This window comes from Sphingobium sp. PAMC28499, from assembly GCF_004795815.1.
In the GTDB taxonomy this organism is placed as follows: Bacteria; Pseudomonadota; Alphaproteobacteria; order Sphingomonadales; family Sphingomonadaceae; genus Sphingobium; species Sphingobium yanoikuyae.
Genome location: NZ_CP039248.1, coordinates 262,761 through 287,666, shown reverse-complemented (window position 1 = coordinate 287,666; position 24,906 = coordinate 262,761). Strand labels below are relative to the sequence as shown.

The following is a 24,906-nucleotide window of genomic DNA, read 5'->3' as shown; positions in this document are numbered from 1 at the left end:
AGACCCGCTCATGGCGCGACTCGCGGCATTGCGCGGGATAGTTTGTCGGCCTGCCCTTTACGCGTCCCCGCCGCCTGTGCCATGGCAGGGCTTCGGGGAAGCAGGGAGCGCATCGGCGCCACACGTCACTTATGTCGGCCATCGTCCAGTTCGAAAATGTCGGCCTGCGCTATGGTCTGGACAGCGAGACCCTGTCCGACGTCAGCTTCTCGCTCAATAGCGGCGATTTTTATTTCCTCACCGGCAGCTCGGGCGCGGGCAAGACATCCCTGCTGAAGCTCCTTTATCTCGCCCAGCGGCCCAGTCGCGGCGTGATCCGCCTGTTCGGCGAGGATGTGGTGACGCTCCCCCGCAAGCGCCTGCCCGGCTTTCGCCGCCGCATCGGCGTCGTGTTCCAGGATTTCCGGCTGGTCCCGCATCTGTCCGCCTATGACAATATCGCCTTGCCGCTGCGGGTCGCGGGCATGGAGGAAAGCGAGATCGACGCGCCGGTCAGCGAAATGCTGAACTGGGTCGGGCTGGGCGATCGCGGTCAGGCGCGGCCCGCCACCCTGTCGGGCGGGGAGCAGCAGCGCGTCGCCATCGCCCGCGCGGTGATCGGCCGGCCGGAGATTCTGGTCGCCGACGAACCGACCGGTAACGTCGACGCGGACATGGCCCGCCGCCTGATGACCCTGTTCGAAGCGCTCAATCGCCTCGGCACCACGATCGTCGTCGCCACCCATGACCTGCCGCTGATGGCGCAGGTGGCGAGTGCGCAGATGATGCGGCTGGACAAGGGCCGGCTGGCCGATCCCACCGGTGCGTTGCGCTATCCGCCCCGACCGCAGGGTGGCGTCTGATGGCCGGGGGCAATCGTCGCAGCGCGGCCGCCGCGCGCCATCGCCTGCTGCCCGCCGGTCGGGTGGCGGGGCCGATGCCCTGGATCATCGCGATCATGATGTTCCTGACCGTGCTGGCCGCTGCGGCGGGCCTGGGCCTTGGCACTGCCGTTCGCGCGATGAGCGCCGATCTGGCCGGCCGCGCCACGGTTCAGGTGGTGGAGGCCGATGCACAGCAGCGCGACCGTCTCTCCGCCCGCGTGCAACAGGCGCTGCGCGGCAATCGCGATGTGCGCCAGGTCGCGCCGGTCCCGGCCGCGACGCTGGCGCAGCAACTGCGTCCCTGGCTCGGCGCCGATGTGACCAGCGGCGACCTGCCCATCCCGGCGCTGATCGACGTCAGCCTGACGCCGGGCGATGCGACGGCCAAGGTCGACCGGTTGCGCCGGTCGCTGGCCACCCTGTCGCCCAGCCTGCGGGTCGAACCCCATGCCGCCTTCCTCGCCCCGCTCGCCGGCCTGCTCACCGCGCTGGGCTGGCTGTCGGGCGGGCTGGTGCTGCTGATGGGGCTCGCCACCGGCGCCGTCGTCGTGCTCGCGTCGCGCGGCGCCCATGACAGCCATCGCACCACGATCGAGGTGCTGCACCTGATGGGCGCGACCGATGTACAGATCGCCCGCCTGTTCCAGCGCCGGATCGCGCTCGACGCCACCATGGGCGGCGCATTGGGCTTTTCCTTCGCCGTGCTGGTGATCCTGCTGATCGGCGCACGCCTGTCGGCCACCGGATCGCAGCTGATGGGTGCGGTCGCCTTGCCCTGGACCAGTTGGGCGCTGCTTGCGGCGCTGCCGATTGCCGGCATTCTCCTGTCGACGCTCACCGGCCGCTGGACCGTGCTGCGCGCACTCGGGCGCTCGCTATGATCGTCCGCCTGATCGCCGTTACGCTGCTCGGCTGGATGCTGGGCTTTGCCTGGTTCGCGATGTTCCTGCCCCAGCCGCTCGACGGGCGACAGACCGACGCGATCGTCGTGCTGACCGGCGGCGCCGGTCGGATCGACCGGGGGCTGGCCCTGCTGGAGGAAGGCGCGGCCAAGCGCATGCTGATTTCGGGGGTCGATCGGTCGGTCCGCCCGGTCGAACTGGCGGCCGAATATAAGACCCGCCTGTCGCTCTTCACCTGCTGCATCACCCTAGGGCGCGAGGCGATCGACACCCGCTCCAACGCGATCGAGACGGCGCGCTGGCTGGAGCGGCGCGATTATAAAAGCGTCCGCCTCATCACCACCGACTGGCATATGCGCCGTTCCGCGCTCGAACTGCGTCAGGCGCTTCCGGGCCGCATCAACCTCGTCTATGACGCTGTGCCCAGCCGTCCCAGCCTCACCATATTGGTGCGGGAATATAATAAATATCTCGCGCGCCGCGTGGCCGCGCTCTTTGGTATCTGATCCATGATCCTGTTCACTGCCTTTCGCTCGCTCGTCTTCATGCTGGCCTTTTATGTCGGCACCGCCTTTTTCGTGCTGGCGGCCGTCATCGGCGGCATGTTCAAGCCCGCGCATGTCCAGTCGGCTGCGACCGGCTGGAGCCGCTTTCATCGTCTCTGCGTGCGCTGGATTTTGGGGCAGCGGATCGTGGTCGATGGCGACCTGCCCATCGGTCCCTATCTCTACATCATCAAGCATGAATCGATGTTCGAGACGATCGACCTGCTCTGCCTGTTCGATCGGCCGGTGATCGGCGCGAAGCGCGAACTGCTCGACATTCCCTTCTGGGGCGGCATTGCCCGGCGCTATGGCCTGATCCCGATCGAGCGGACTGCCGGCGCCAGTGCGCTGCGAACCTTGCGTGCCTCCGCCAAGGACGCCGTGGCGCAGGGGCGGGCGGTCTGCCTGTTCCCCGAAGGCACGCGCGTGCCGCACGGTGAAGCGCCACCGCTCAAGTCGGGCTTTGCCGGCCTCTACAGCCTGCTCGGCCTGCCGGTGGTGCCGATCGCGATCGACAGTGGCGTCGTCTCGCCGCGCGGCAAGTTCCTCAAGCGCCCCGGCACCATCACCTACAAGGTGGGCGAAATCGTCCCCACCGGCCTCGACCGCAAGGAGGCCGAGATCCGCGTCCACGCCGCGATCAACGCGCTCAATTGAACAGCTTCGCAAAGCGCCCTTGGCGCTTTGCGAAGCCCGCGCGGCGCCTGAGCGTTTCAAGCTGCCGATGCGTGAGCATCATGGCAGCTTGCTATCAATGCGACCGGCCGAAGTCGGGCTTGGCGTCGTCCTGGCCCTGTTCGATGATCGACCGGCGGATGGCGCGGGTGCGGGTGAACAGGTTGAACAGCGTGTCGCCGTCATTCCAGCGGATCGCCCGCTGCAGCGTCGACAGATCCTCCGAGAAACGCTGCAGCATCTCCAGCACCGCCTCCTTGTTGGCCAGGAACACGTCGCGCCACATGGTCGGGTCCGACGCGGCGATGCGGGTGAAGTCGCGGAAGCCGCCGGCCGAATATTTGATCACCTCGCTCTGGGTGACATTCTCCAGATCACTGGCCGTGCCGACGATCGTATAGGCGATCAGGTGCGGCAAATGGCTGGTCACCGCCAGCACCAGGTCATGATGCGCCGGGTCCATCGTCTCGACATCGGCGCCGACCCGGCGCCACAGTTCCGACACCCGCTCGACCGCCGCCGGATCGGCATCGGCGGGCGGGGTGACGATCGACCAGCGTCCCTTGAACAGGGTGGCAAAGCCCGCTTCCGGCCCGCTATTTTCGGTGCCGGCCACCGGGTGCGCCGGAATGATGATGCGGCCGGGCAAAGCGGCGTTCAGCTGCGCCAGCACGTCGGCCTTGCACGATCCGACATCGCTGATGATCGCGTCGGCCGGCAGTTCGTCGGCAATCTCTGCCGCCGCTGCGCCCATCGCGCGGACCGGCACGCACAATATCACCAGTTCGGCGTCGGTGACGGATGCGCCGGCGGTATCGGTGATGTCGTCGCACAGGTCGATGCGCCGCGCGGTTTCGCGCACGGCGGGGGCGGCATCATGGCCGGTGACCCGCACGGTCGGCATATATTCGCGGATCGCCCGCGCCAGCGAGGATCCGATCAGGCCAAGGCCGATGATGGTGACACGGGAAAAGGGCAGCATCGCGTCAGGCCGCCTCCGCCATGGCGCGCAGCTTGGCAGCGACCGCGCGGGTCTGTTCCTCGGTGCCGATGGTGATGCGCAACCCGTTGGGCAGGCCCTGGCCGGGCAGCCAGCGGGTGGCATAGCCCTCGTCCCACAGCCCCTTCATCGCTGCCTCGGCGGTCAGCTTGCCGTCGAACAGGATCAGCAGGAAATTGGTGCGGCTCGGCACCGCGCGCAGGCCATGGTTGGAGAGGGACGCGATCTCGCCCGCCAGCCATTCGCGCCATTGCGCATTATGGGCGCGGCTCGCCTCGACCCATTCATGGTCGTGGATCGCGGCGACGGCGGCGGCCTGGCCGGCGGTGGTCACGTTGAACGGCGCGCGGATGCGGTGGAGGATGTCGATCACATCCTGACTGGCATAGCCCCAGCCGATCCGCTCGGCCGCTAGGCCATAGATTTTCGAGAAGGTGCGGGTGACGAACACGTTGCTGGCGGTCTTCGCCAGTTCCAGCCCCGCATCATCCTCGTCCGCGTCCAGATATTCGGCATAGGCCTGGTCGAGCACGAACAGGATATCGGGACGCAGCCCGGCGTGCAGCCGCGCAATCTCCTCCCGGCTGGTCATGGTGCCGGTCGGGTTGTTGGGATTGGCGAGGAAGACGACCTTGGTCTTCTCCGTCACCGCCGCCAGCAGGGCGTCGACATCGGTCGCGTAATCGGCGTCGGGCGCCTCGATCGGCGTCGCCCCGACGCGGCGGGCGGCAATGTCATAGACCGAAAAGCCATAGCGGACGTACAGAACCTCATCGCCCGGCCCGGCATAGGCGCTGGCGGCGATATGCAGCAATTCGTCCGACCCGGTGCCATAGATGATGCGCGCCGGATCGAGGCCATGGACCGCGCCGATCGCCTCGCGCAGCTTGGTCGCGCCGGGATCGGGATAGGTGGCCAGGTCCGCCGTCGCCGCCACCAGCGCCGCGCGGGCGGCCGCACCGGTGCCGAGCGGGTTCTCGTTGGCGGACAGCTTGATCAGCGGTCGACCGTCATCGGCGGCGGACTTGCCCGGCACATAGGCATGAATGCCGAGAATCCAGTCCTTGGGGGCGGGTTTTGCTGCAGCGTCGCTCATGGAGCGCGGCTTTAGCGGCTTCCGCGCCAAAGGCAAAGCGGCTGGATCAGCGCGGCGCAGCCAATTCCTGCCGAGCCAGTTCGCGCTGGGCGCGGAACACCGGATCGGACTGCAACCGCGCATAGGTGGCCGATGCCACGACCCGGCCGGCCAGCGTGTCGCTCAGCCAATGGGCGCGACAGATGACCCGGCTCTCGCCAAATTCATAACCGCGCTTGAGCAGGGCATCCTGCTTGTCGGGCATGACATCGGTCAGGACCAGCGCCAGCATCCAGCCGATCGCGGTATGGCCTGATGGATAGGAGCCGTCCTTGCGCAGCATGGGCTCGTCCTGCGGGCGGCAGGTATTGCCGTCATGCTCCACGAACGGGCGCACCCGCTGATAATGGCCCTTGGCGCGCGAGGTGGAGAAAGCGGCGTCGGCCGCCGCGCGGCGCAGCAACATGGTCAGGTGCGGGTGGGTGCCGTCCGACAGCGACAGGCCGGCGATCGGCTCGAACGACTGGACCATGTGCGGCCAGCCCAGGTCCGCATCCGACGCGGCCAGCGCCTGGCGATCGGCCGGCGCGGCGAGCGCGGCGCGATAGGCTTCCTCGTCGGCCGCCTTGGCGGCGGTGCCGGGGGCGGGCGGGGGCGGCAGCAGGGTCAGGCTGTTGGGCAGCGCGGCGGGGTCGAGATAGCCGCGCGGGAAGGGGATGGCCTTGGTCAGCTGTCCGACCGCCTCGATCGTGGTCGGCGGCACCGGGGCGCTGGCCGACGGCGACGTGGCGGTGGTTGCACAGCCGCTGACCAGCAGGATCGATGCCAGAAGGAATGTCTGTTTATGGAGTGTGCGCATCGCCTGTCCGCCTTTTGCTTTGGGGCCTGACGCCCGGCCCTATCAGCAGGGGCAGGGCGCGACCATCGGTGCTTGTCCCGATAGGCGGCAGCGGTCCAACCCTCAAGCGCGCTTGCCGATCCCCTTCTCGATCAACGCGTTGGCGATGTCGGCAATCTCTTGCGCGGGGCGGCTGTCGTCCCACACGCCATAGCGCAGGCCCAGGAACACGTTCATCCCCATGATCGCCCAGGCGTGGACCTCTTCCACGTCCGCGCGCACGTCGCCCTGCTGCGCGGCTTTCTTCAGGCGCGCGGCCATGCGGGTGGCGGTATTCTCATAATGGGCGCGATAGGCGGCCTGGTCGACGAACTCGGCCTCGTCGATGATGCGGTAGATTTCCTTGTGAGCGCGGGCGAACTCCAGAAAGCTCAGCAGGCCGATCCGCTCCGCCTCGATCCCGTTACGGGCATCGGCGATGCGGGGCGAGACATAGTCGCGCACCTGGCCCGACATGTCGTTGACCAGCGCGCGGAAAATGTCGTCCTTGCTGTCGAAATAGGTGTAGAAACTGCCCAGCGCACAGCCCGCCCGGCGGGTGATGCCGCTGATCGACCCGTCGTGAAATCCCTTCTCGCCAAACTCCTCGGCCGCCGCCGACAGCAGCGCGCGAAGCGTGCGTTCGCCCCGCGCGGTGCGCGGCGCCTTGTCATCGCGTCTCTCATCCCGTGGGGAAGCCGGATCGGTCATGCTCTCTCCCTCTGCCTGCCAATACGTGCCTTTTCAATCATTTGAGGACGTCTGGTGGCCTTGTTCACCGTCCCTCATATTTGAAGTTGAAAGCTGGTTCAACTTTCATTATTCAAAGGGCAAGCAGATTGGCTACCCGGATGACCGGGGGCCGCTTCAGGAGAGGAAATGCCGATGAAGGCCCATCACAGCATTCGTGCCCTTGCCCTCGCATCCGCCGCCTGGACCGGCGCGATGGCATTCCCCGCCTTCGCGCAGGACGCGTCGGTGCCCGCCGCCGATGCCGAGGAGGCCGGCATCATCGTCACCGCCCGCCGGCGTGAGGAAACGCTGGTGTCGGTGCCGATCGCGGTCAGCGCCTTCTCTGGCGCCGATCTGGAACGGGGCGGGGCGATCGACATCAGCGACCTCGCCAATGTCACCCCCAACACCACGCTGGAGGCGTCGCGCGGCACCAATTCGACGCTGACCGCCTTCATCCGCGGCGTCGGCCAGCAGGATCCGGTTTCCGGCTTCGAACAGGGCGTCGGCATCTATCTCGACGATGTCTATCTCAACCGGCCGCAGGGTGCGCTGCTCGACATCTATGACGTCGAACGGATCGAGGTGCTGCGCGGGCCGCAGGGCACGCTCTATGGCCGCAACACGATCGGCGGCGCGGTCAAATATGTCACGAAGATGCTGCCGCAGGACTTCTCGCTCAAGCTCAAGGGCAGCTATGGCAGCTATGATCAGGCCGATGGCATCATCAGCGTGTCGGCGCCGATCGGCGACCTGATGCGCGTCGGTGGTGCCTTTGCCCGCCTGTCGCGCGGCGGCTTCGGCAAGAATCTCACCACCGGGCAGGATAATTATAACAAGGATATCTGGGCCGGCCGCGCCACCTTCGAAATGGGCGGCTATGGCGCCCCGGTGCTGATGCGTATCACCGGCGACTATACCAAGGACAACAGCAACCCGCGTGGCGGCCATCGCCTGATTCCGGGGCAGGCCTCGGGCGCGCCGGTGCTGGACGATGTGTTCGACACCCGTGGCGGCCTGGTCGATCCCAAGCAATATGTGAAGTCCTACGGCCTGTCGATGAACCTGACGGCGGAGCTGAGCGACGCGGTGACGCTGCGCTCGATCAGCGCCTGGCGCAAGGATGACAGCGCCTCGCCGATCGACTTCGACGCGCTGCCCGCCGTCGATGTCGATGTGCCGGCCTATTACAAGAACGAACAGCTCAGCCAGGAATTCCAACTTCTCTATGACAAGGGCCGGCTGCACGGCATGGTCGGCTTCTATTATCTCGATGCCAGCGCCGACACCCAGTTCGATACCCGTATCTTCACCACTGTGGCCGGGCTGACCGCCTTCACCCAGGCCAATGTCGACACCGAAACCTATGCCGTGTTCGGCGACATGAGCTTCGACCTGACCGATCAGCTCAGCCTGTCGGCCGGTGGCCGCTATACCTGGGATACGCGCCGCGCCAATATCCTGCGGCAAAGCTATCTGGGTGGCGGCTCGCCGGTGTTCGACGGCGCCGGTATCCCCTTCGGCGCGCCCAGCACCAATTTCCGGGGCGAGCGCGAGTTCAAGAAGTTCACGCCGCGCTTCTCGGTCAGCTACAAGCCGACCGCCGATCACAATATCTATGCCAGCTATTCCAAGGGCTTCAAGGGCGGCGGCTTCGACCCGCGCGGGGTCGGCACCAACGCGCCCGACCTCAATGGCGACGGCATTCGCCAGGACAGCGAAATTGCCTCCTTCCTCAGCTTCGCGCCCGAACAGGTCGACAGCTATGAAGTCGGCTACAAGGGCAATCTGATGGATGGCGCCCTCTATGTCGCGGTCGCCGGCTTCTATGCCGATTACAAGGATGTGCAGATCCCCGGCTCGGTCGCCTGCACCGTCAATGTCGGCGGCGTGGCGACGCCCTCCTTCTGCGGTGTCGTGTCGAATGCCGGCAAGGCGCGCTTCAAGGGGCTGGAGTTCGAAAGCAATGCGCGTCTTGGCCGCGACATCTTCAGCGGCGGCGACCGTCTGAACCTGCAGACCGCGATCGGCTTCATCGATGCCGATTATCGCGAATATATCGCCAATATCGCCAGCGTACCGACCGATGTCGCCGACTATCGCCGGGTCCAGAACACGCCGAAATGGACCGCCAGCGGTACGCTCAGCTATAATGTCCCGGTGGGGGATGGCAGCCTCTATTTCGGCAGCACCGTCTCCTGGCGCTCCAAGACCTATCAGTTCGAAATCCCCAACCCCTATATCGATCAGAAGGGCTATGCGCTGTGGGATGCGAGCCTGGTCTATACCGCGCCCAGCGATCGCTGGAGCATCGGCGTCCATGGCAAGAACCTGCTCGACAAGGAATATAAGACCTCGGGCTATACCTTCGTCGCGGCCAATCCGGTGACCGGTGCGATCATCAACAATGCGGCCGGCTATCCCACCCCCTCGCTGGGCAAGGAAGGCACGCTGACCGCCTTCTACGGCAATCCGCGCCAGGTGTTCGTGACCGGGTCGGTCAAGTTCTAAGCTGCGTTTCCCATCCGTTCGGTTCGAGCCTGTCGAGAACCATTGCATAACCGGCTTCTCGACTTGGCTCGAAGCGAACGGAAAATTTGGTATCAGGCCCGCATGACCGACCGAACCTCTTCCCCCGCCTATCGTGGCGTCGTGCTGGCGACGCTGCTGCTGGTCTATACCTTCAACTTCCTCGACCGGCAGATCCTGGGCATCCTCGCCGGGCCGATCAAGGCGGAGCTGGGGCTGACCGATACCCAGCTCGGTGCGCTGGGCGGCATAGCCTTCGCGCTTCTCTATTCGACGCTGGCGATCCCGCTGGCGCTGCTGGCCGACCGGACCAGCCGCACCTGGGTCATCACCGTCAGTCTGGCGATATGGAGTGGCTTCACCGCGCTATGCGGCATGGCCGGCAATTTCATGCAGATGTTCCTGTTCCGCATCGGCGTCGGCGTGGGGGAGGCGGGCGGTGTGGCGCCTTCCTATGCCGTCATCTCCGACTATTTTCCGCAGCATCAGCGTGCCCGCGCCCTCTCCATCTATTCGCTCGGTATTCCGCTCGGCTCGGCCGGCGGCGTGCTGCTGGGCGGCTATATCGCCCAGACCGTCGAGTGGCGCACCGCCTTCATCGCGGTCGGCATCATGGGCATCCTCATCGCACCGCTCTTCCGCCTGGTGGTGCGCGAACCCGCGCGGCCGGTGCAGTTGGGCACGCCCGTGCCGGTTAGCGCCGTGTTCGGCATTCTCGCGGCCAAGCGCAGCTTTTGGTTCCTGGCGCTCGGCGCGGCGTGCAGCTCGATGTGCGGCTATGGCGTCGCCTTCTGGCTGCCCAGTCTGTTGATGCGCAGCTTCGGCCTCGACCTTATGGGCGCGGGTCAGTTCCTCGGTGGTCTGCTGCTGCTGGGCGGGGTCGCGGGCGTGCTGCTCGGCGGCTTCCTGGGCGATGCCATGGGCAATCGCGACAAGGCCTGGTTCGCCTGGGTGCCGGCGATCAGCTATGTGATCGGCATGCCCTTGTTCGTGGTCGGCGTGCTGTCGTCCAGCGTATCCTTCGCCTTCGCCCTGTTCCTGATACCGCAGGCTTTGGTCTATGTCTGGCTCGGCCCGGTGCTGACCGCCGTGCAGCATCTGGTGCCGCCGCATATGCGGGCCAGCGCCTCGGCGACCTTCCTGCTCATCAACAATCTCGTCGGCCTCGGCCTTGGCAGCTGGAGCGTCGGCGCCCTGTCCGATGCGCTGACGCCGACTTATGGCAACGAAGCGCTGCGCTACGCCATCGTCGCGGCGCTCGGCTTCTACCTGCTCGCCGGCCTGTTCATGGCACTCGCCGGCAAGGCGCTGCGCAAGGATTGGGTGACGGCCTGACCCATGAAGTGACAGGGCGCTGCCCTGTCACTTTCGCTGTCGGCTTAGCGCTCTTTGGTGGCGCTGAACTTCACCTTGGGATGGCGTTCCTGCTGATAGCCGATGTCCCAGGCGCTGCGCGCCATGAACACCAGATTGCCGTCGCGGTCCTTGGCCATGTTGGCACCATTATAGGATACCAGATCCTTGATCGCCTGATCGTCGCCACTGATCCAGCGGGCGGTGTCGAACGGCGACGGCTCCAGCCCGGCCGCGACCTTATATTCCGCCTCCAGCCGGCTGATCAGCACTTCCAGCTGCAGCTGGCCGACCACGCCGACGATCCAGTTGCTGCCGATTTCGGGATAGAAGACCTGGATCACGCCCTCTTCGGACAGGTCGTCCAGCGCCTTGCGCAGCTGCTTGGTCTTGGTCGGGTCTTTGAGTTGCACACGGCGCAGGATTTCCGGCGCAAAATTGGGCAGGCCAGTAAAGCGCAGGCCCGGCTTCTCGCTCAGCGTGTCGCCCACGCGCAGCGCGCCATGATTGGGGATGCCGATGATGTCGCCGGGGAAGGCCTCGTCCGCCAGCTCGCGGTCCTGCGCGAAGAACAGGATCGGCGAATGGACGGCCAGCGCCTTGCCGCTGCCCGACGGGGTCAGCTTCATGCCGCGGCGGAACTTGCCCGACACCAGCCGCATGAAGGCGATGCGGTCGCGGTGCATCGGGTCCATGTTCGCCTGCACCTTGAAGATGAAGCCGGTGACTTCGCTGCCCTCGGGCTCGACCGGGGCCGGCTCGGCCGGCTGGGCGCGCGGCGGCGGCGCATGCGCCGACAGCGCGTCGATCAGCTCGGTCACGCCGAACAGCTTGAGCGCCGACCCGAAATAGACCGGGGTCAGGTCGCCATGGCGATAGCGTTCCAGGTCGAACTCGGCATAACCGCCCTGGGCCAGCTCGGCTTCCTCGCGCAGCTTTTCCAGGCCCCGCTCGGACAGAAAGTCGGCGAGCTTGGGATCATCCAGGCCGCTGAATTGGTGGCGGGTGCCGTCAAATTCCTTGGATGGGCCGACCGGCTGCATCAGCCGATTGGTGGCGAAGTCGTAAATGCCCTCGAACTCGCCGCCCATGCCGACCGGCCAGCTCATCGGGCAGACGTCGAGCTGCAACTGGTCCGCCACCTCGTCGAGCAGGCCGAACAGCTCGCGTCCCTCGCGGTCGACCTTGTTGACGAAGGTGATGATCGGCACGTTGCGCAGGCGGCAGACCTCGAACAGCTTGCGCGTCTGCGGCTCGATGCCCTTGGCCGCGTCGATCACCATCACCGCCGAGTCCACGGCGGTCAGGGTGCGATAGGTATCCTCGCTGAAATCCTCGTGGCCCGGCGTGTCGAGCAGGTTGAAGGTGATGGTCTCGCCATCGCGCGTCCGCTCGAACGTCATGACCGAGGAGGTGACGGAGATGCCGCGCTGCTGCTCGATCTTCATCCAGTCCGATCGCGCGCGCCGGTTCGCGCCACGCGCCTTGACCTCGCCGGCCAGATGGATCGCGCCGCCTTCCAGCAGCAGCTTTTCGGTCAGCGTGGTCTTACCGGCGTCCGGGTGGGAAATGATCGCGAAGGTGCGGCGGGATGGGATGCTCATGATGCTGTTTTCTGGGGTCCGAGTTAAATAACCCGTTCGCCCTGAGCGAAGTCGAAGGGCCTTGCCGAGCGGAGGCGAGGCACTTCGCTGCGCTCAGTGGAGGGCTTCGACTTCGCTCAGCCTGAACGGAACTTGGGAAAGCCCGTTACACGTCGACCAGCGTTACGTCCATGCGGAAGGATCGGCTATCGCCCGGCAGCAGGGTCATGACACCCTGCTTGTCCCAGACATCGCCGGTGAACCCGACCGGGTCGGCCATGCCGGCCCAGGGTTCGACGCACAGATAATGGGCGCCCGGCTTCTGCCACAGGCCGAGCCAGGGCGTGTCGGGGAAATCGATCTTCAGGTGCGGCTTGCCGGGCACGCCCCAGCTCAGCGATCGACTGTTGAGATCGTCCCAGATGAGGGCATCGCCCGCGAACATATCATGGGTCGGCGCCAGTTCCTTCCCCTCGACCGGGGAGGGCACGCTCTCCAGCGCGATCAGCCCCGGCTCGCTGCCGACCTTGCGGATCGGCGCGGGTTCGGCCTGCTCGAAGCGGATGCGGTGCTCCTCGACGCTGCCGCCATAGGGCAAAGGCCAGGCGAAGGCGGGGTGATAGCCAAAGCAGAAGGGCATCGCCGTCTCGCCCCGGTTCATGACGGTGGCGGTCATGCGCAGGCTCGGTCCCTCCAGCACGAACCCCATGTCGAGCCGGAAATCGAACGGATAGACGGTGCGCGTATCCCGGTCCGCCTCCAGCCGGAACAGGGCGGCTTCCTCGTTGCGATGGACCAGGGTGAAGGGGCTGGTCCGGGCAAAGCCATGCTGGCCGATCGGATAGTCGACATCGTTCAGCCGATAGACGTCGCCGCGCGACCGGCCGACGAAGGGGAAGAGCAGGGGCGCATGGCCGGTCCACCATTGCGGGTCGGCATCGGTCATCAGCTCGCGCCCCTGCGCATCGGTCAGCGACCAGAGTTCGGCGCCCAGCGGCGATATGCTGGCGGACAGATTGTCGGAGGCGATGGCGATGCGGTCGTTCATGGCGAAACACTCCTGTTTGCCCAGCGACATAGAGCCGGATCGTCATCTGTGGAAGCGCCTTGGGCTTCCACAGATGACGTGAAACAGGCTCTATTCCAAGGTCCGATGCGGCAAATCCCGACTGTCTCGCCCGCCGCGCAATCGTTACGTTGCGGAACCGACATGGGGGCTGGCGGGTTGAGCCAGCGGGAGGACCAATGATGAAAATTGCCGTATCGACCGCCACGATTCTGTTGCTGCTCGGCACGTCGGCGCTCGCCCAGGAACAGGGCAAGAAGAGGGACGACACGCTCGACAAGGCGGGCGAAATCGCGTCCCAGCCGGCTCGCGATGTCGGCATCGAAAAGACGCAGGTGCCGCCGATCCTCGTCGCGGCCGAGGAAAATCCCTATGCCGCGCCATCGGGCAAGACCTGCAAGGCGCTGAATGGCGACATGGCGGCGCTCAACAAGGTGCTTGGTCCCGATTTCACCATCGGCCGCGAAGCCAATGAGGATCGTACCAGCAAGATCGCCGAGGGTGTGGGCAAGTCGCTGGTGAATTCGCTGATCCCCTTCCGCGGCGTGGTGCGGGAAATCAGCGGCGCAGCCCCGGCGGAACGTCGACTGCGCGCCGCGATTGCCGCCGGTCTCGCCCGGCGCGGCTATCTACGCGGCATGGCATCGGCCAAGGGCTGCAAGATTACGGGCTGACCTCCGGCGCCGCCGGGCGCGGCGCCCCGAACAGCAGCAGCCAGATGGCGAAGGCGCCTTCGCCCAGCAAAGGCACGAAATCGAGCTGGCCGGGGATCGCCTCGCCGATCGCTGGCGACAGCAGCGCCAGGCTGCGCGCGATCAGATGGACCGCGCCGCCCGCCATCAGCAGCGCACCGACCACCACCGGCAATCGTCGCGATCGGATCGCCAGCCAGCCTATCAGCAGGCAATAAATGCCGAAGAAGATGAGGCTGATGCCGTAGAGATCATTGTGGAGGCTGAGGCTGATCCGCACCAGCGACTGCACCTCCGTCATCGGAATGCCGGGATGCGGCGCACCATCGATCAGCGCGAGCGGCAGCAGATGGAGCAGGCTGTTGCCCGCCAGCACGGCAATGCCGGTCAGGCTGAACAGGGCGGCTATGCGCGCCAACACCCGCCCGGTCGGCGCGAACAGGCCATAGAGCAGGGCGGTGACCGCCAGATAGCAACAGAGCATGGCGACATCGCTCGCCCCGCCGGCCCGGTAGAGCCAGGGATAGTCCGCGATGTTGCGCATCGTCTCGCGCCCGTTGCCCGGCACGATCAGGGCCGCGCGCACCACCGCCTCGGCAAACATGCCGCAGCCAATGGTGCCGATGTAGAAGAGGCCGGCGAGGCGGGCCTGAAGTCGTTCAGCCTTCCCGTCCATCGCCGGCCTTTCCTGTCTTAGCCGCGCAGGCTCGCGCCCAGCTTCTGGGCGGCCTTGACCACCGCCGCGCTGATCGCGTCCAGCTCTTCCTGGGCGAAGCTCTTTTCGCCCGGCTGCAGCGTGATCTCCACCGCCAGCGACTTGTGGCCTTCATCCACGCCGGGGCCGGTGAAGACGTCGAACAGGCGCGCGTCGACGATCGCCTTCTTGTCCGCGCCCTTGACCGCGCGCACCAGCGCATCGGCCTCGACCGCTTCGGGCACCAGGAAAGCGAAGTCGCGCTTCACCGCCTGCAGGGCCGGCGGGGCGTAAGGCGCGCGCATGAAGCCACTCTTGCGCTTGGCCGGGATCGCATCGAGGAAGATCTCGCCTGCGACCACCGTGCCGGACAGGCCGAACTGCTTGGCGAGGCTCGGGTGCAGCACGCCATATTCAGCCAGCACCACCTTGGGGCCGAGGCGCAGCGTGCCCGACTGGCCGGGATGATAGGCTGCCGATGCCTCGCCCATGCTCTGCAGGTTGCCGACCGGCGCACCGGCGGCCGCCAGCAGCGCGATCACTTCACCCTTGGCGTCGAACGCGTCGAAGGGCTGGGCCTTGCCGCTCTGCCAGCTGCGCGCGGTCTTCTCGCCAGCCAGCACGAAGCCGACCGTGGCGCGCTCGCCCTGCTTGAAATAGCGCCGGCCGAGTTCGAACAGCCGGATCGACGTCGCGCTGCGATCGACATTGCGCTTGGTCGCCGACAGCAGGCCGGGCAACAGCGAGGGCCGCATGACCTTCAGGTCTTCGGAGATCGGATTGGCCAGCGTCCAGTCGCCACCGCCAACGCTCGCGGCTTCCTTCTCGGAAATGAAGGACCAGTTGATCGCTTCAGCGAGGCCGCAGGCGGCGGCGGTGCGGCGCACGCGGCGCTCGACCAGCTGCTCGGCCGTGGCGGTCGGGCGGGCGACGCCTGGCACGCGCGGCAGCGGGGTGGACGGCACATGGTCCAGACCGACGATACGCACCACTTCCTCGACAATGTCAGGCCAGCCATCGACGTCGCGGCGCCAGGTCGGCACGCTGATCGTCCAGTGGCCCGGCACGCTCACCGGCACGCCATCCTGATATTCGATGCCGCCGGCGTCGCCGCTGACGCCGAAGCCCAGGCTTTCCAGAATGCGCTTCTGCACGTCATGCGGCACATCGACGCCGGCCAGCGCCAGGCACTGGTCAGGCGCATAGGCGACCGTCCTGGGCGTCGCGGGCGGGGTGCCGGCGCGAGTCGCTTCCGATGCGGTGCCGCCGCACAGGGTCATGACCAGGCTGGTGGCGATCGACAGGCCATCGTCCAGGAAGGCGGGGTCGACGCCGCGCTCGAACCGGCCGCGCGCATCTGAGGTCAGCGCCAGCTTCTGGCCAGTCACCGCGATCCGCTCGGGCGTGAAATAGGCGCATTCGATCAGCACGTCCGTGGTGCCGTCCTGCGCGCCCGAATGTTCGCCGCCCATGATGCCGCCAATGTCATGCACGGCTTCGTCGTCGGCGATGACGGTCATCGTCTCGTCGATGGCATAGGTCTTGCCGTTCAGGGCCAGCACTTCCTCGCCGGCCTTGCCCTTGCGCGCAACCAGACCGCCCTTGAGCGTCGCCATGTCATAGACATGCAGCGGCCGGCCGAGGTCGATCATGATGTAGTTGGTGATGTCCACCAGCGCGCTGATCGGCTTCTGGCCGATCGCCTTGAGCCGACGCGCCATCCATTCGGGCGAGGCGCCGTTGGTCACGCCCTTGACCGAGCGGGCGAAGAAGGCGGGGCAGCCGTCGACATCGTCGGTGCGCACGTCCGGTCCCGGACCCACGCCGGCAATCTCCGGCACGATGATGGCGTTCAGCGTACCCAGGCCCGCCGCCGCCAGATCGCGGGCGATGCCGCGCACGCCCATGCAGTCCTGACGGTTCGGCGTGATCGACACGTCGATGACCGGGTCGTTGAGGCCGGCCCAGTTCGCATAGACTTCACCCACCGGCGCGTCGGCGGCCAGTTCGATGATGCCGTCATGATCGTCGCCCAGCTCCAGTTCGCGGGTGGAGCACATCATGCCGTTGGATTCGACGCCGCGAATGGCGGTCTTCTTGAGCACCATGCCGTTGACCGGCACCACCGCGCCCTCGACCCCGAACACGCCGATCAGGCCGGCGCGGGCATTGGGCGCGCCGCACACGACCTGCAACGGATTGCCGTCGCCATGGTCGACGCTCAGCACCTGCAGCTTGTCGGCCTGCGGGTGACGTTCGGCGGTCAGGATCTTGGCGATCTTGAAGGCGCCCAGCTTCTCCGCCGGGTTTTCCACATCCTCGACTTCCAGCCCGATGGCGTTCAGCGTCTTGAGGATGGTGGCCAGGTCCGCGTCGGTCTTGAGGTGCGTCTTGAGCCAGCTCAGGGTGAACTTCATGCGCCGACTCCTCCCGACAGCGTGGGCACGTCGAGTGCCGAGAATCCATAATGTTTCAGCCAGCGCAGATCGCCGTCGAAGAAGGCGCGCAGGTCGTTCATGCCATATTTCAGCATGGCGAGACGATCGACGCCGGTGCCGAAGGCAAAGCCCTGCCATTCGTCGGGATCAAGCCCGCAGGCCTCGATCACGCGGCGGTTGACCATGCCGCTGCCCAGCACTTCCAGCCAGCCGCCACCGGACGCATCGCCGTCGCCGCCGATGACGCGCTGGCCATTGGTCAGCGTGTAGCCGACATCGACTTCCACCGACGGTTCGGTGAAGGGGAAATAGCTCGGGCGCAGGCGCAGGACGATGTCCTCGCGCTCGAAGAATGCCTTGAGGAAGGTTTCCAGCGTCCATTTGAGGTGACCCAAGGTTATGCCCTTGTCGATCACCAGACCCTCGATCTGGTGGAACATCGGCGTGTGGGTCGCGTCGGAGTCGCTGCGATAGACGCGGCCGGGCGCGATGATGCGGATCGGCGGTTCCTGCGTCATCATGGTGCGGATCTGCACCGGCGAAGTGTGGGTGCGCAGCAGCATCTTCTTCTGCCCTTCCTCGTCGGGGAAGTAGAAGGTGTCGTGCATCGCGCGCGCCGGGTGCGTCTCGGGAATGTTGAGCGCGGTGAAATTATGCCAGTCGTCCTCGATCTCCGGACCGGTGGCGACCGAGAAGCCTAGGTCAGCGAAGATTTCAGCCAGCTCGTCCATCACCTGGGACACGGCGTGAACGCTGCCCTGCGGACCCAGATCGGCCGGCAGGGTCATGTCGACCTTTTCCGAGGCGAGGCGGGCGTCGAGCGCGGCCTGCTCCAGCGCGGCCTTGCGGTCGGCAATCGCGGCGGTCACGCTTTCGCGCAGATCCTGGATCGGCGGGCCCTTCTCCAGACGCTCCTCGGGCGACATGCCGCCCAGCGTCTTGAGCAGGCCGGTGACGACCCCATTCTTGCCCAGCGCGCCCACGCGCAGCCCTTCCAGCGCGTCCAGCGTGTCGGCAGCCTCGATGTCGGCGATCAGGCCGGCTTTCAATGCGCTAATTTCGGTCATATCATTCGTCATTCCCGCGAAGGCGGGAATCCATCTCCCGCGCTAACCAATCATCCTGACGCTCAATCGATGCGCCGACTGTCCAATGGCTCAAAGCCCAAATCGATAGCCAGATCGCGCCAATCGGGATTGCTCCGTTCGATCAGGTCGATCTTCCATTGCCTGTTCCACTTCTTGATCTGCTTCTCGCGCCGGATTGCTTCCTCCATGGATGCGCCGCATTCGAACCAGACCAGTCGCTTGACCCCGTAGTCGCTGGTGAAGCCTTCGATCAAGCCAGAACGGTGCTGATACAGGCGTTGCACGAGGTTTGATGTGACGCCGATGTAGAGCGTGCCATTTTTATGGCTGGCCAATATGTAGACTGTCGGATCGAAGTCTCGCTGCATTGGCCTTGTCCGGAAATGGATTCCCGCTTTCGCGGGAATGACGGAGATAGGGTTAGGCGCGCGCGCCCAGCAGCGCGCCGCCAAAGCCGATGAACATCAGGCCGGTGCCGCGGTTGAACAGCTTCTGCCGGTTGGCGGGCGCCAGCCAGCGGGCAAGGCGCAGGCCGCCCAGCGCATAGACCGAATACCAGAAGCTCTCGATCACCACGAAACTGACGATCAGGATCGCGAGCTGAAGCCAGAAGGGGCGGGCCAGGTCGATGAATTGGGGGAAGAGCGCTGCGGCGAAGATGATGAGCTTGGGGTTGGACAGGCCCGTCAGCAGGCCGGTCGCATACAGCGCGCGGGCCGAGCGGACCGGGCCGGCATCGCCGCCGTCGGCAGTGCCGACCGGCGCGCGCCAGGCCTTGATTCCCAGCCAGATGAGATAGGCGACGCCGGCATAGCGCAATATGTCGAACAGGCGCGGCGACGCCTTGAGGAGGGCGCCAAGGCCCAGCGCGGAGGCTATCAGGCACAGCAGCACGGCGCTCATCAGGCCCGCCATCGTCACCAGCGCCTTGCGCGGCCCATGGGCGATGCTCTGCGTCATCACATGCAGCATGTTTGGCCCCGGCGTGGCCGAGATCAGGAAGACCGCCGTAACGTACAACCACCAGAGATGCAGCGACATGGGATCACTTCTCCAAGGCGCTCCCTTCACCGTTCGCTTCGAGCGAAGTCGAGAAGCGGCAAGCGCAGTGCGGGCATTTCTCGACACGCTCGAAACGAACGGAGGTCGAGGAAAAACAAAAAGGGCGCCGAAGGCATCTGCCCCGGCGCCCCTTTTACGATCTTTACGATCGATCAGCGTCAGGCTGCGGGCAGCGCAGCCTTGGCCTGGGCGATGATGGCGCTGAACGCCTCGCCTTCGTGCATCGCGATGTCGGCCAGGACCTTGCGGTCCAGCTCGACGCCGGCCAGCTTCAGGCCGTGCATGAACTGCGAATAGGTCAGGCCTTCAGCGCGGACACCCGCGTTGATGCGCTGGATCCACAGGCCACGGAAGGTGCGCTTCTTGACCTTGCGGTCGCGATAAGCGTACTGGCCGGCCTTTTCGACAGCCTGGCGAGCGACGCGGATCGTGTTCTTGCGACGGCCATAATAGCCCTTCGCCTGAACCAAAATCCTCTTATGCTTCGCCTTGGTGGTTACACCACGTTTTACGCGTGCCATTGTCCTCTACTCCTTACTTCAGGCCGTAGGGTGCCCAGAGGCGGACGTGAGCCACGTCGGCATCGGACAGCACGGAAGTGCCACGGTTCTGGCGAATATACTTGGCGTTGTGCGAGATCAGGCGGTGACGCTTGCCAGCGACGCCGTGCTTGACCTTGCCGGAAGCGGTGAACTTGAAGCGCTTCTTCACACCGCTCTTGGTCTTGAGCTTGGGCATTTTCGTCTCCTTGTTTGGCGCGACGATTACAGACAGCCACGGCAGCCCTAGTTAGCCGGGCGGTCTCACTGAATATCGCGAAGGGCGGCCCATAGTCGGCCGCGCCCGCAAAAGCAAGCGATTCGGACCCAAAGGCGGCATGCCCGCGTTGACCCCGCCATGGCCGATGTCGAACCTGTGCCGCCCCGCGCGTCCAAGCCCGCCCTGACGGGCGGCGCGGCTGTGCATCTGCGCCGCGCGCACGACCGCTGGCGGCGCCTGCCGCTGCCGGCCCGCATCCTGTTGTGGATCGTCGGCATCATCCTTGCCCTGTGGCTGATCCTCTTCGTCACCAAGGGGCGGTTCCTGAAAGGGCCGTTCGAGCGCATCCTGTCCGCCCGGCTGGCGCGGCAGGTAGAGGTCGGCGGCGACTTCCAGCTCTATTTCGCGCCGATCGCGATCAAGTTCCGGGCGGAGGGGATGCGCGTCGCCAACCTGCCCTGGGCCAGCCGGCCCGACCTGCTGCGCGCCGACCTGATCGACGCACGGATCGCGCCCTTGAGCCTGATCTTCGGCAGCAGATATCGCATCCCCTGGCTGGAACTGCGGGGGGCCGCCGCCGACCTCGAATGGTCGCGCGACCGGCAGCATAATACATGGACGCTGGGCGACCCCGATCGCAAGGGCGAGCCGATGACCCTGCCGCTCGTCCGCCGCGCGCTGCTCGCCGGCACGACCATGCGCTATCGCGATCCGGTGCTGATGCTGTCGACCGATATCGGCTTCGAGACGGTGAAGGCGCAGGACACCCGCTTTGCCAGCGATGTTCGCCTGTCGGGCACGGGCACGATGCGCGGCAAGCCCTTTACCCTGAAGGGCGGACTGCTGTCGCCCAACGCCACCGTCACCGGCGGCAAGAACAGCCTGGCGCTGCGGGCACAGGCGGGCGCGACCGTGCTGGAGATAACCGGCACGCTGCCCGGCGCGACCGAGTTGGAGGGCAGCGACCTGCGCGTCGTGGCGCAGGGCCCCAATCTCAGCCATTTGTTCGATTTCCTGGGCGTGGCAATTCCCGGCACCCGCCATTATCGCTTCACCGCGGCCCTGACCAAGGCGGGCGAGGAGTGGCGCTTCACCCATTTGAAGGGCCGGTTCGGCGCTTCCGACCTGGCCGGGCGTTTCACCGTGTCGCTGCCGAACAACCGGCTGCTGCTCGACGCCGATCTGGCGACGCAGCGGCTCGACATCATCGATGTCGGCCCCTTCATCGGCTATGATCCGGAACGGCTGGATGCGCAGGGCGGGGCGGGTGCGATCACGACCGTGCAGGGCACCCCGCGCCTGCTGCCCGACGCACCGCTGCGGATCGAGGCGATCCGCAATTTCGACGCCAATGTCCGCTACAGCGTGAAGACCATCCGCGCGCCCAATGTGCCGATCGCCAATGCCGCTATGACGGTGAAGCTCGACCATAGCCTGCTGACGCTCTCGCCTTTGACCTTCGACATGGCGGGCGGCCATGTCGCGTCGGATATCGAGATCAATGCCCGCAACCAGCCGGTGCGCACGAGCTATGACGTCCGCCTGGCGCCCACGCCGATGGGTATGCTGCTCGCCCGATGGGGCGTCGAGCAATCGGGCACGACCGGCATGGTCAAGGGGCGGATGCAGATGACGGGCTTGGGCGATACCGTCCATAACTCGCTTGCCACCGCCAATGGCCGCATCGCCGTCATCCTGCCGGCGGGCAGCATGTGGGCGCGCAACGTCCAGCTGTCGGAAATCGATGTCGGCACCTTCATCACCAAGATGTTCGAGCAGAAGCTCAAGGACCCTGTGCAGATCAATTGCGGCCTGATCGCCTTCACCGTGCGCGACGGCGTGGCGGCGGCCGACCCGATCCTGATCGACACGCGCAAGAATGTGATGATCGGCCGGGGCGGCTTCTCGTTCAGGAATGAAAGCCTCGACCTCGCCTTCCGCGCCGACGGCAAGAAGATCAGCCTCTTTTCCGGCCAGTCGCCGGTCGGCATTGGCGGCTATTTCGCCCGGCCGTCGATCAACGTCATCAGCCCGGACCTGATCGCGCGCGGCGGCGCAGCGGCGGCGCTGGGCATCGTCGCCACGCCGATCGCCGCGACGCTCGCCTTTGTCGATGTGGGTGACGCCAAGGCGGCGGCCTGCGGCCCGGTGCTGGCCGGCGCCGATGCCGCAGCCCAGCGCACCCGTGGCGGCAAGCCGCGCGACGATGTCGGCCGCGGCACCACCGCGAAGGATGAGGCCGGCAAGGGCAGCAAGGCCGAGAAGAAGGCGCAGGACAAGAAGTTCCTCGGCATCTTCTGAAGGTCATGCGTCGGGCCTATCCTGCGGCCCTGCCGACTCGATCAGGGGTCGGACCGAAGGAGAGGATCATGAGCGACACGCCGTTTGTCCTGCCGGGGGTCACGCCCCATCTGACCATCGCCGACGGCAAGGCCGCCGACGCCATCGCCTTCTACGCGGCTGCGTTCGGCGCGACCGAACAGAGCCGCCATCTGGAAGAGGATGGCACACGCATCATGCACGCCCATCTGACGGTCAATGATGGCGGGCTGATGCTGAACGATCATTTCCCTGAAATGTGCGGCGGCGCCCCGGCGGAAAAGCCGGCGGCGGTCACGCTGCATCTGGAAGTGGACGATGCCGATCGCTGGTGGGACCGCGCGCTGGCCGCCGGCGCGGCGATCCGCTTCCCGATCGACAACCAGTTCTGGGGCGCGCGCTACGGCCAGCTCACCGACCCCTTCGGCCATGTCTGGTCGATCGGCGGGCCGATCAGGGAGTGACGCGATGATGGTGGGGACGACGCGCTGGGACGTGGTGACGGGCGACATCACCCGTTGCGCGGTCGACGCGATCGTCAACGCCGCCAATAACAGCCTGCTCGGCGGCGGCGGCGTGGATGGCGCGATCCACCGCGCCGCCGGGCCGGAGCTGCTGGAGGAATGTAGGGGCATCGGCTGCTGCCCGACCGGGGAGGCGCGGATCACGCGCGGCTATCGGCTGCCGGCCCGCTATGTCATCCACACGGTCGGTCCGGTCTGGCAGGGCGGCAATCAGGGCGAGCGCGACCTGCTCGCCAGTTGCTACAGCCACAGCCTGTCGCTCGCCCGCCACCATGGCCTGCGCGCGGTCGCCTTCCCGGCGATCTCGACCGGCGCCTATGGCTATCCCAGGGCGCAGGCCGCCAAGGTCGCCGCCCGCGCCGTGGCGGAAGCGCTACGCCGCGATCCCGACGCCTTCGACCAAATCCTCTTCGTCTGCTTCGACGAAGACAATCGCGATCTTTACGACGCCGCTGTCAGGGATGCTGTGGCGGGGGATTAGGGTGTGAACAAGACATTCCTCCCCGGCACGGGGAGGGGGACCGCTCGCGTAGCGAGTGGTGGAGGGGCACAGGCCGGATAGCGCAGCACTAATAGGCACTTGCCCCTCACCTCCACGTGCCGGGGAGGAACGATCGCTCTTGGTCGCTTGCAGCCCCCTCAATGATCGTGATGATGCCCATGGTCATGCCCATCGCCCGCGCCGTGGATCGCCTCCAGCACATCCTCCAGCCGCGCCGGATCGCCCAGCGCCAGCACATGGCCTTCGCTGTCCGCTGTCAGCGGTTCGCCATTCCAGTCGCACATCAGGCCGCCCGCGCCCTCGACCACCGGCACCAAAGCGGCGAAGTCATAGCTTTGCAGCCCGGATTCGATGACGATGTCGAGGAAGCCCGACGCCAGCAGACCGTAATTATAGCAGTCGCCGCCATAGACCGGCCCCTGGCGCGGCGATCCGCCCGACACCGCGCCGACCAGCGCCATATAATGGGGCACATCGCCTTCGGCGAACAGATGCGGGCTGGTGGTGGCTATCCCTGCTCCCTCCAGCGCCTTGCAGGCGCGGGTGCGCACCGGCTTGCCGTTGAAGGTGGTGGGCTGGCCGCTCATCCCGGCCCAGCGTTCCTGCGCGATCGGCTGGTCGATGATGCCGATCGTCGGCCAGCTGCCTTGCGTCAGCGCGATCAGCGTGCCGAAGATCGGCCGCCCGGCGATGAAGCTGCGCGTGCCATCGATCGGATCGAGAATCCACACCCGTTCGGCATCGGTGCGAACCGAACCATATTCCTCGCCGATGATGCCGTCGTTCGGCCGTTCCTTTTCCAGGATCGCGCGGATCGCGGCCTCGGCTGCGCGGTCAGCCTCCGTCACCGGCGACTTGTCGGCCTTGATCTCCAGATCGTAGCGCGCGCGGAAAAAGGGGCGGATGGCGGCGCCGGCGGCGTCGGCAAGGCGGTTGGCAAGGGCCAGGTCATCGCGGGTCGTCATGCCCCTTCGCCTAGCCGGTCGGCGCGCGCTAGGCTAGAGCCCGATCGTCTGAGGGGAAAGCGCATCGCGCTTGCACCGATGGCGTGAATCGGGCTCTATTCCTTGATTCTGGACCTTGATTCACGCGTCGGTCCGGTTCAGCCTGACGCGATCAAGGTCCAGACTGCGCCATCCTGATTCACCGAAGGCCTGATTCACCGAAGGGGAGAGGAAAGATGCCCGGTTCACCCGTCATCCCGTGCCTGCGCTATGCCGATGCGCCCGCCGCCATCGATTTCCTGTGCGCCGCCTTCGGCTTCGAGCGGCACGCCGTCTATCCCGACGATCTCGACAACAGCATCATCCATCATGCCCAGCTTGTCCTGGGTGAGGGCATGGTGATGCTGGGTAGCGTCAAGGATATGGAGGGCGAATCGCTCTATACTTGGTCGACGGTGCGCGACCTCGGCGGTATCACCGCCTGCGTCTATATGGTCGTGCCCGATGTCGATGCCCATTGCCTTCATGCCCGCAACGAAGGCGCAGTGGTGGTGGACGAACCGCATGACAATCCGGGCTATCCGGGGCGCGGCTATACCGCGCTCGATCCCGAGGGGAATGTGTGGAGCTTCGGCAGCTATGACCCCTGGGAGCCGATCCCCGAAGACGGTGATTAAGCTTTTG

General features: G+C 66.1%; 25 protein-coding genes. 11 read left to right on the top strand and 14 right to left on the bottom strand.

The features are described from left to right. The first annotated feature begins 131 nt into the window (after nt 1-131). The 4 genes from ftsE to E5554_RS01435 are packed head-to-tail and all read left to right on the top strand — an operon-like array spanning nt 132 to nt 2,967. On the top strand, nt 132-842 hold the full coding sequence (gene ftsE / locus E5554_RS01450) for a cell division ATP-binding protein FtsE (protein ID WP_010338642.1): 711 nt from the start codon (nt 132-134) through the stop codon (nt 840-842). Continuing rightward, nucleotides 842-1,744 carry an FtsX-like permease family protein gene (locus tag E5554_RS01445; RefSeq protein WP_136185741.1) on the top strand — a complete coding sequence of 301 codons (903 nt, stop codon included), beginning with the start codon at nt 842-844 and terminating at the stop codon, nt 1,742-1,744. Before ftsE ends, E5554_RS01445 begins: the two co-directional genes overlap by 1 nt. Beyond that, nucleotides 1,741-2,271 (top strand): YdcF family protein, encoded by a 531-nt coding sequence (locus E5554_RS01440; RefSeq protein ID WP_010338644.1) that lies wholly within the window; start codon nt 1,741-1,743, stop codon nt 2,269-2,271. Before E5554_RS01445 ends, E5554_RS01440 begins: the two co-directional genes overlap by 4 nt. Before the next feature lie 3 nt (nt 2,272-2,274). Next, the gene (locus E5554_RS01435; protein ID WP_210729790.1) at nt 2,275-2,967 is read left to right on the top strand and encodes a lysophospholipid acyltransferase family protein; all 693 of its coding nucleotides are present in this window, start codon (nt 2,275-2,277) and stop codon (nt 2,965-2,967) included. A 94-nt stretch (nt 2,968-3,061) separates the two neighbouring features. Here E5554_RS01435 and E5554_RS01430 read toward each other — a convergent pair whose 3' ends face one another. From E5554_RS01430 to E5554_RS01415, 4 genes are all read right to left on the bottom strand, one after another. Then, the gene (locus E5554_RS01430) at nt 3,062-3,967 is read right to left on the bottom strand and encodes a prephenate/arogenate dehydrogenase family protein (RefSeq protein WP_136185740.1); all 906 of its coding nucleotides are present in this window, start codon (nt 3,965-3,967) and stop codon (nt 3,062-3,064) included. Between the two features lie 4 nt (nt 3,968-3,971). Beyond that, nucleotides 3,972-5,081 (bottom strand): histidinol-phosphate transaminase, encoded by a 1,110-nt coding sequence (gene hisC, locus E5554_RS01425; RefSeq protein ID WP_136185739.1) that lies wholly within the window; start codon nt 5,079-5,081, stop codon nt 3,972-3,974. 46 nt (nt 5,082-5,127) lie between these two features. Then, entirely contained in the window at nt 5,128-5,919 is a 792-nt protein-coding gene (locus E5554_RS01420) for a phosphatase PAP2 family protein (RefSeq protein ID WP_136185738.1), read from the bottom strand. 102 nt (nt 5,920-6,021) lie between these two features. After that, on the bottom strand, nt 6,022-6,648 hold the full coding sequence (locus E5554_RS01415) for a TetR/AcrR family transcriptional regulator (protein ID WP_125988648.1): 627 nt from the start codon (nt 6,646-6,648) through the stop codon (nt 6,022-6,024). A gap of 174 nt (nt 6,649-6,822) precedes the next feature. Here E5554_RS01415 and E5554_RS01410 point away from each other — a divergent pair, with 174 nt between their 5' ends. After that, entirely contained in the window at nt 6,823-9,180 is a 2,358-nt protein-coding gene (locus E5554_RS01410) for a TonB-dependent receptor (protein ID WP_136188213.1), read from the top strand. A 102-nt stretch (nt 9,181-9,282) separates the two neighbouring features. Beyond that, complete coding sequence (locus E5554_RS01405) at nt 9,283-10,533, top strand: MFS transporter (protein WP_136185737.1); 1,251 nt, start codon at nt 9,283-9,285, stop codon at nt 10,531-10,533. Nucleotides 10,534-10,577: 44 nt separating this feature from the next. Here E5554_RS01405 and E5554_RS01400 read toward each other — a convergent pair whose 3' ends face one another. Together E5554_RS01400 and E5554_RS01395 are read right to left on the bottom strand one after the other, a co-directional pair. Beyond that, nucleotides 10,578-12,155 (bottom strand): peptide chain release factor 3, encoded by a 1,578-nt coding sequence (locus tag E5554_RS01400; protein ID WP_136185736.1) that lies wholly within the window; start codon nt 12,153-12,155, stop codon nt 10,578-10,580. A gap of 145 nt (nt 12,156-12,300) precedes the next feature. Beyond that, on the bottom strand, nt 12,301-13,182 hold the full coding sequence (locus E5554_RS01395; protein WP_136185735.1) for an aldose 1-epimerase family protein: 882 nt from the start codon (nt 13,180-13,182) through the stop codon (nt 12,301-12,303). Nucleotides 13,183-13,379: 197 nt separating this feature from the next. Here E5554_RS01395 and E5554_RS01390 point away from each other — a divergent pair, with 197 nt between their 5' ends. Continuing rightward, nucleotides 13,380-13,874: a hypothetical protein gene (locus E5554_RS01390; RefSeq protein WP_004208924.1), complete on the top strand. Its 495-nt coding sequence runs from the start codon at nt 13,380-13,382 to the stop codon at nt 13,872-13,874. Here the strand turns inward: E5554_RS01390 and E5554_RS01385 are convergent. The 7 genes from E5554_RS01385 to rpmI all read right to left on the bottom strand — a co-directional run bounded on the left by E5554_RS01385 (nt 13,864) and on the right by rpmI (nt 19,912). After that, nucleotides 13,864-14,568, bottom strand: coding sequence for a DUF4386 domain-containing protein (locus E5554_RS01385; protein ID WP_136185734.1), 705 nt, complete (start codon nt 14,566-14,568; stop codon nt 13,864-13,866). The genes E5554_RS01390 and E5554_RS01385 overlap by 11 nt on opposite strands. A gap of 17 nt (nt 14,569-14,585) precedes the next feature. Next, on the bottom strand, nt 14,586-17,003 hold the full coding sequence (pheT, locus tag E5554_RS01380) for a phenylalanine--tRNA ligase subunit beta (protein ID WP_136185733.1): 2,418 nt from the start codon (nt 17,001-17,003) through the stop codon (nt 14,586-14,588). Beyond that, nucleotides 17,000-18,091: a phenylalanine--tRNA ligase subunit alpha gene (gene pheS, locus E5554_RS01375; RefSeq protein WP_063976541.1), complete on the bottom strand. Its 1,092-nt coding sequence runs from the start codon at nt 18,089-18,091 to the stop codon at nt 17,000-17,002. The genes pheT and pheS overlap by 4 nt, the downstream gene beginning before the upstream one ends. Nucleotides 18,092-18,153: 62 nt before the next feature. Continuing rightward, a complete protein-coding gene (locus E5554_RS01370; protein WP_136185732.1) occupies nt 18,154-18,480 on the bottom strand; it encodes a GIY-YIG nuclease family protein in 327 nt (108 codons plus the stop codon). A gap of 52 nt (nt 18,481-18,532) precedes the next feature. Then, a complete protein-coding gene (locus tag E5554_RS01365) occupies nt 18,533-19,153 on the bottom strand; it encodes a LysE family translocator (RefSeq protein WP_010338655.1) in 621 nt (206 codons plus the stop codon). Between the two features lie 179 nt (nt 19,154-19,332). Continuing rightward, nucleotides 19,333-19,695 (bottom strand): 50S ribosomal protein L20, encoded by a 363-nt coding sequence (gene rplT, locus E5554_RS01360; protein ID WP_004208917.1) that lies wholly within the window; start codon nt 19,693-19,695, stop codon nt 19,333-19,335. A gap of 13 nt (nt 19,696-19,708) precedes the next feature. Further along, a complete protein-coding gene (rpmI, locus tag E5554_RS01355) occupies nt 19,709-19,912 on the bottom strand; it encodes a 50S ribosomal protein L35 (protein ID WP_004208916.1) in 204 nt (67 codons plus the stop codon). Between the two features lie 159 nt (nt 19,913-20,071). On the opposite strand from rpmI, the gene E5554_RS01350 reads away from it, so the two are divergent. The 3 genes from E5554_RS01350 (at nt 20,072) to E5554_RS01340 (ending at nt 23,257) form a co-directional block, all read left to right on the top strand. Continuing rightward, a complete protein-coding gene (locus tag E5554_RS01350; protein ID WP_136185731.1) occupies nt 20,072-22,234 on the top strand; it encodes an AsmA family protein in 2,163 nt (720 codons plus the stop codon). A gap of 68 nt (nt 22,235-22,302) precedes the next feature. Next, the gene (locus E5554_RS01345; protein WP_136185730.1) at nt 22,303-22,716 is read left to right on the top strand and encodes a glyoxalase/bleomycin resistance/extradiol dioxygenase family protein; all 414 of its coding nucleotides are present in this window, start codon (nt 22,303-22,305) and stop codon (nt 22,714-22,716) included. 4 nt (nt 22,717-22,720) lie between these two features. Beyond that, complete coding sequence (locus E5554_RS01340; protein ID WP_136185729.1) at nt 22,721-23,257, top strand: O-acetyl-ADP-ribose deacetylase; 537 nt, start codon at nt 22,721-22,723, stop codon at nt 23,255-23,257. 158 nt (nt 23,258-23,415) lie between these two features. On the opposite strand, the gene E5554_RS01335 is transcribed toward E5554_RS01340, so the two are convergent. Beyond that, nucleotides 23,416-24,243, bottom strand: a complete 828-nt coding sequence (locus E5554_RS01335) for an inositol monophosphatase family protein (RefSeq protein WP_010338667.1) — start codon at nt 24,241-24,243, stop codon at nt 23,416-23,418. 215 nt (nt 24,244-24,458) lie between these two features. Here E5554_RS01335 and E5554_RS01330 point away from each other — a divergent pair, with 215 nt between their 5' ends. Next, entirely contained in the window at nt 24,459-24,899 is a 441-nt protein-coding gene (locus E5554_RS01330) for a VOC family protein (protein ID WP_004208902.1), read from the top strand. The last annotated feature ends 7 nt before the right edge of the window (nt 24,900-24,906 follow it).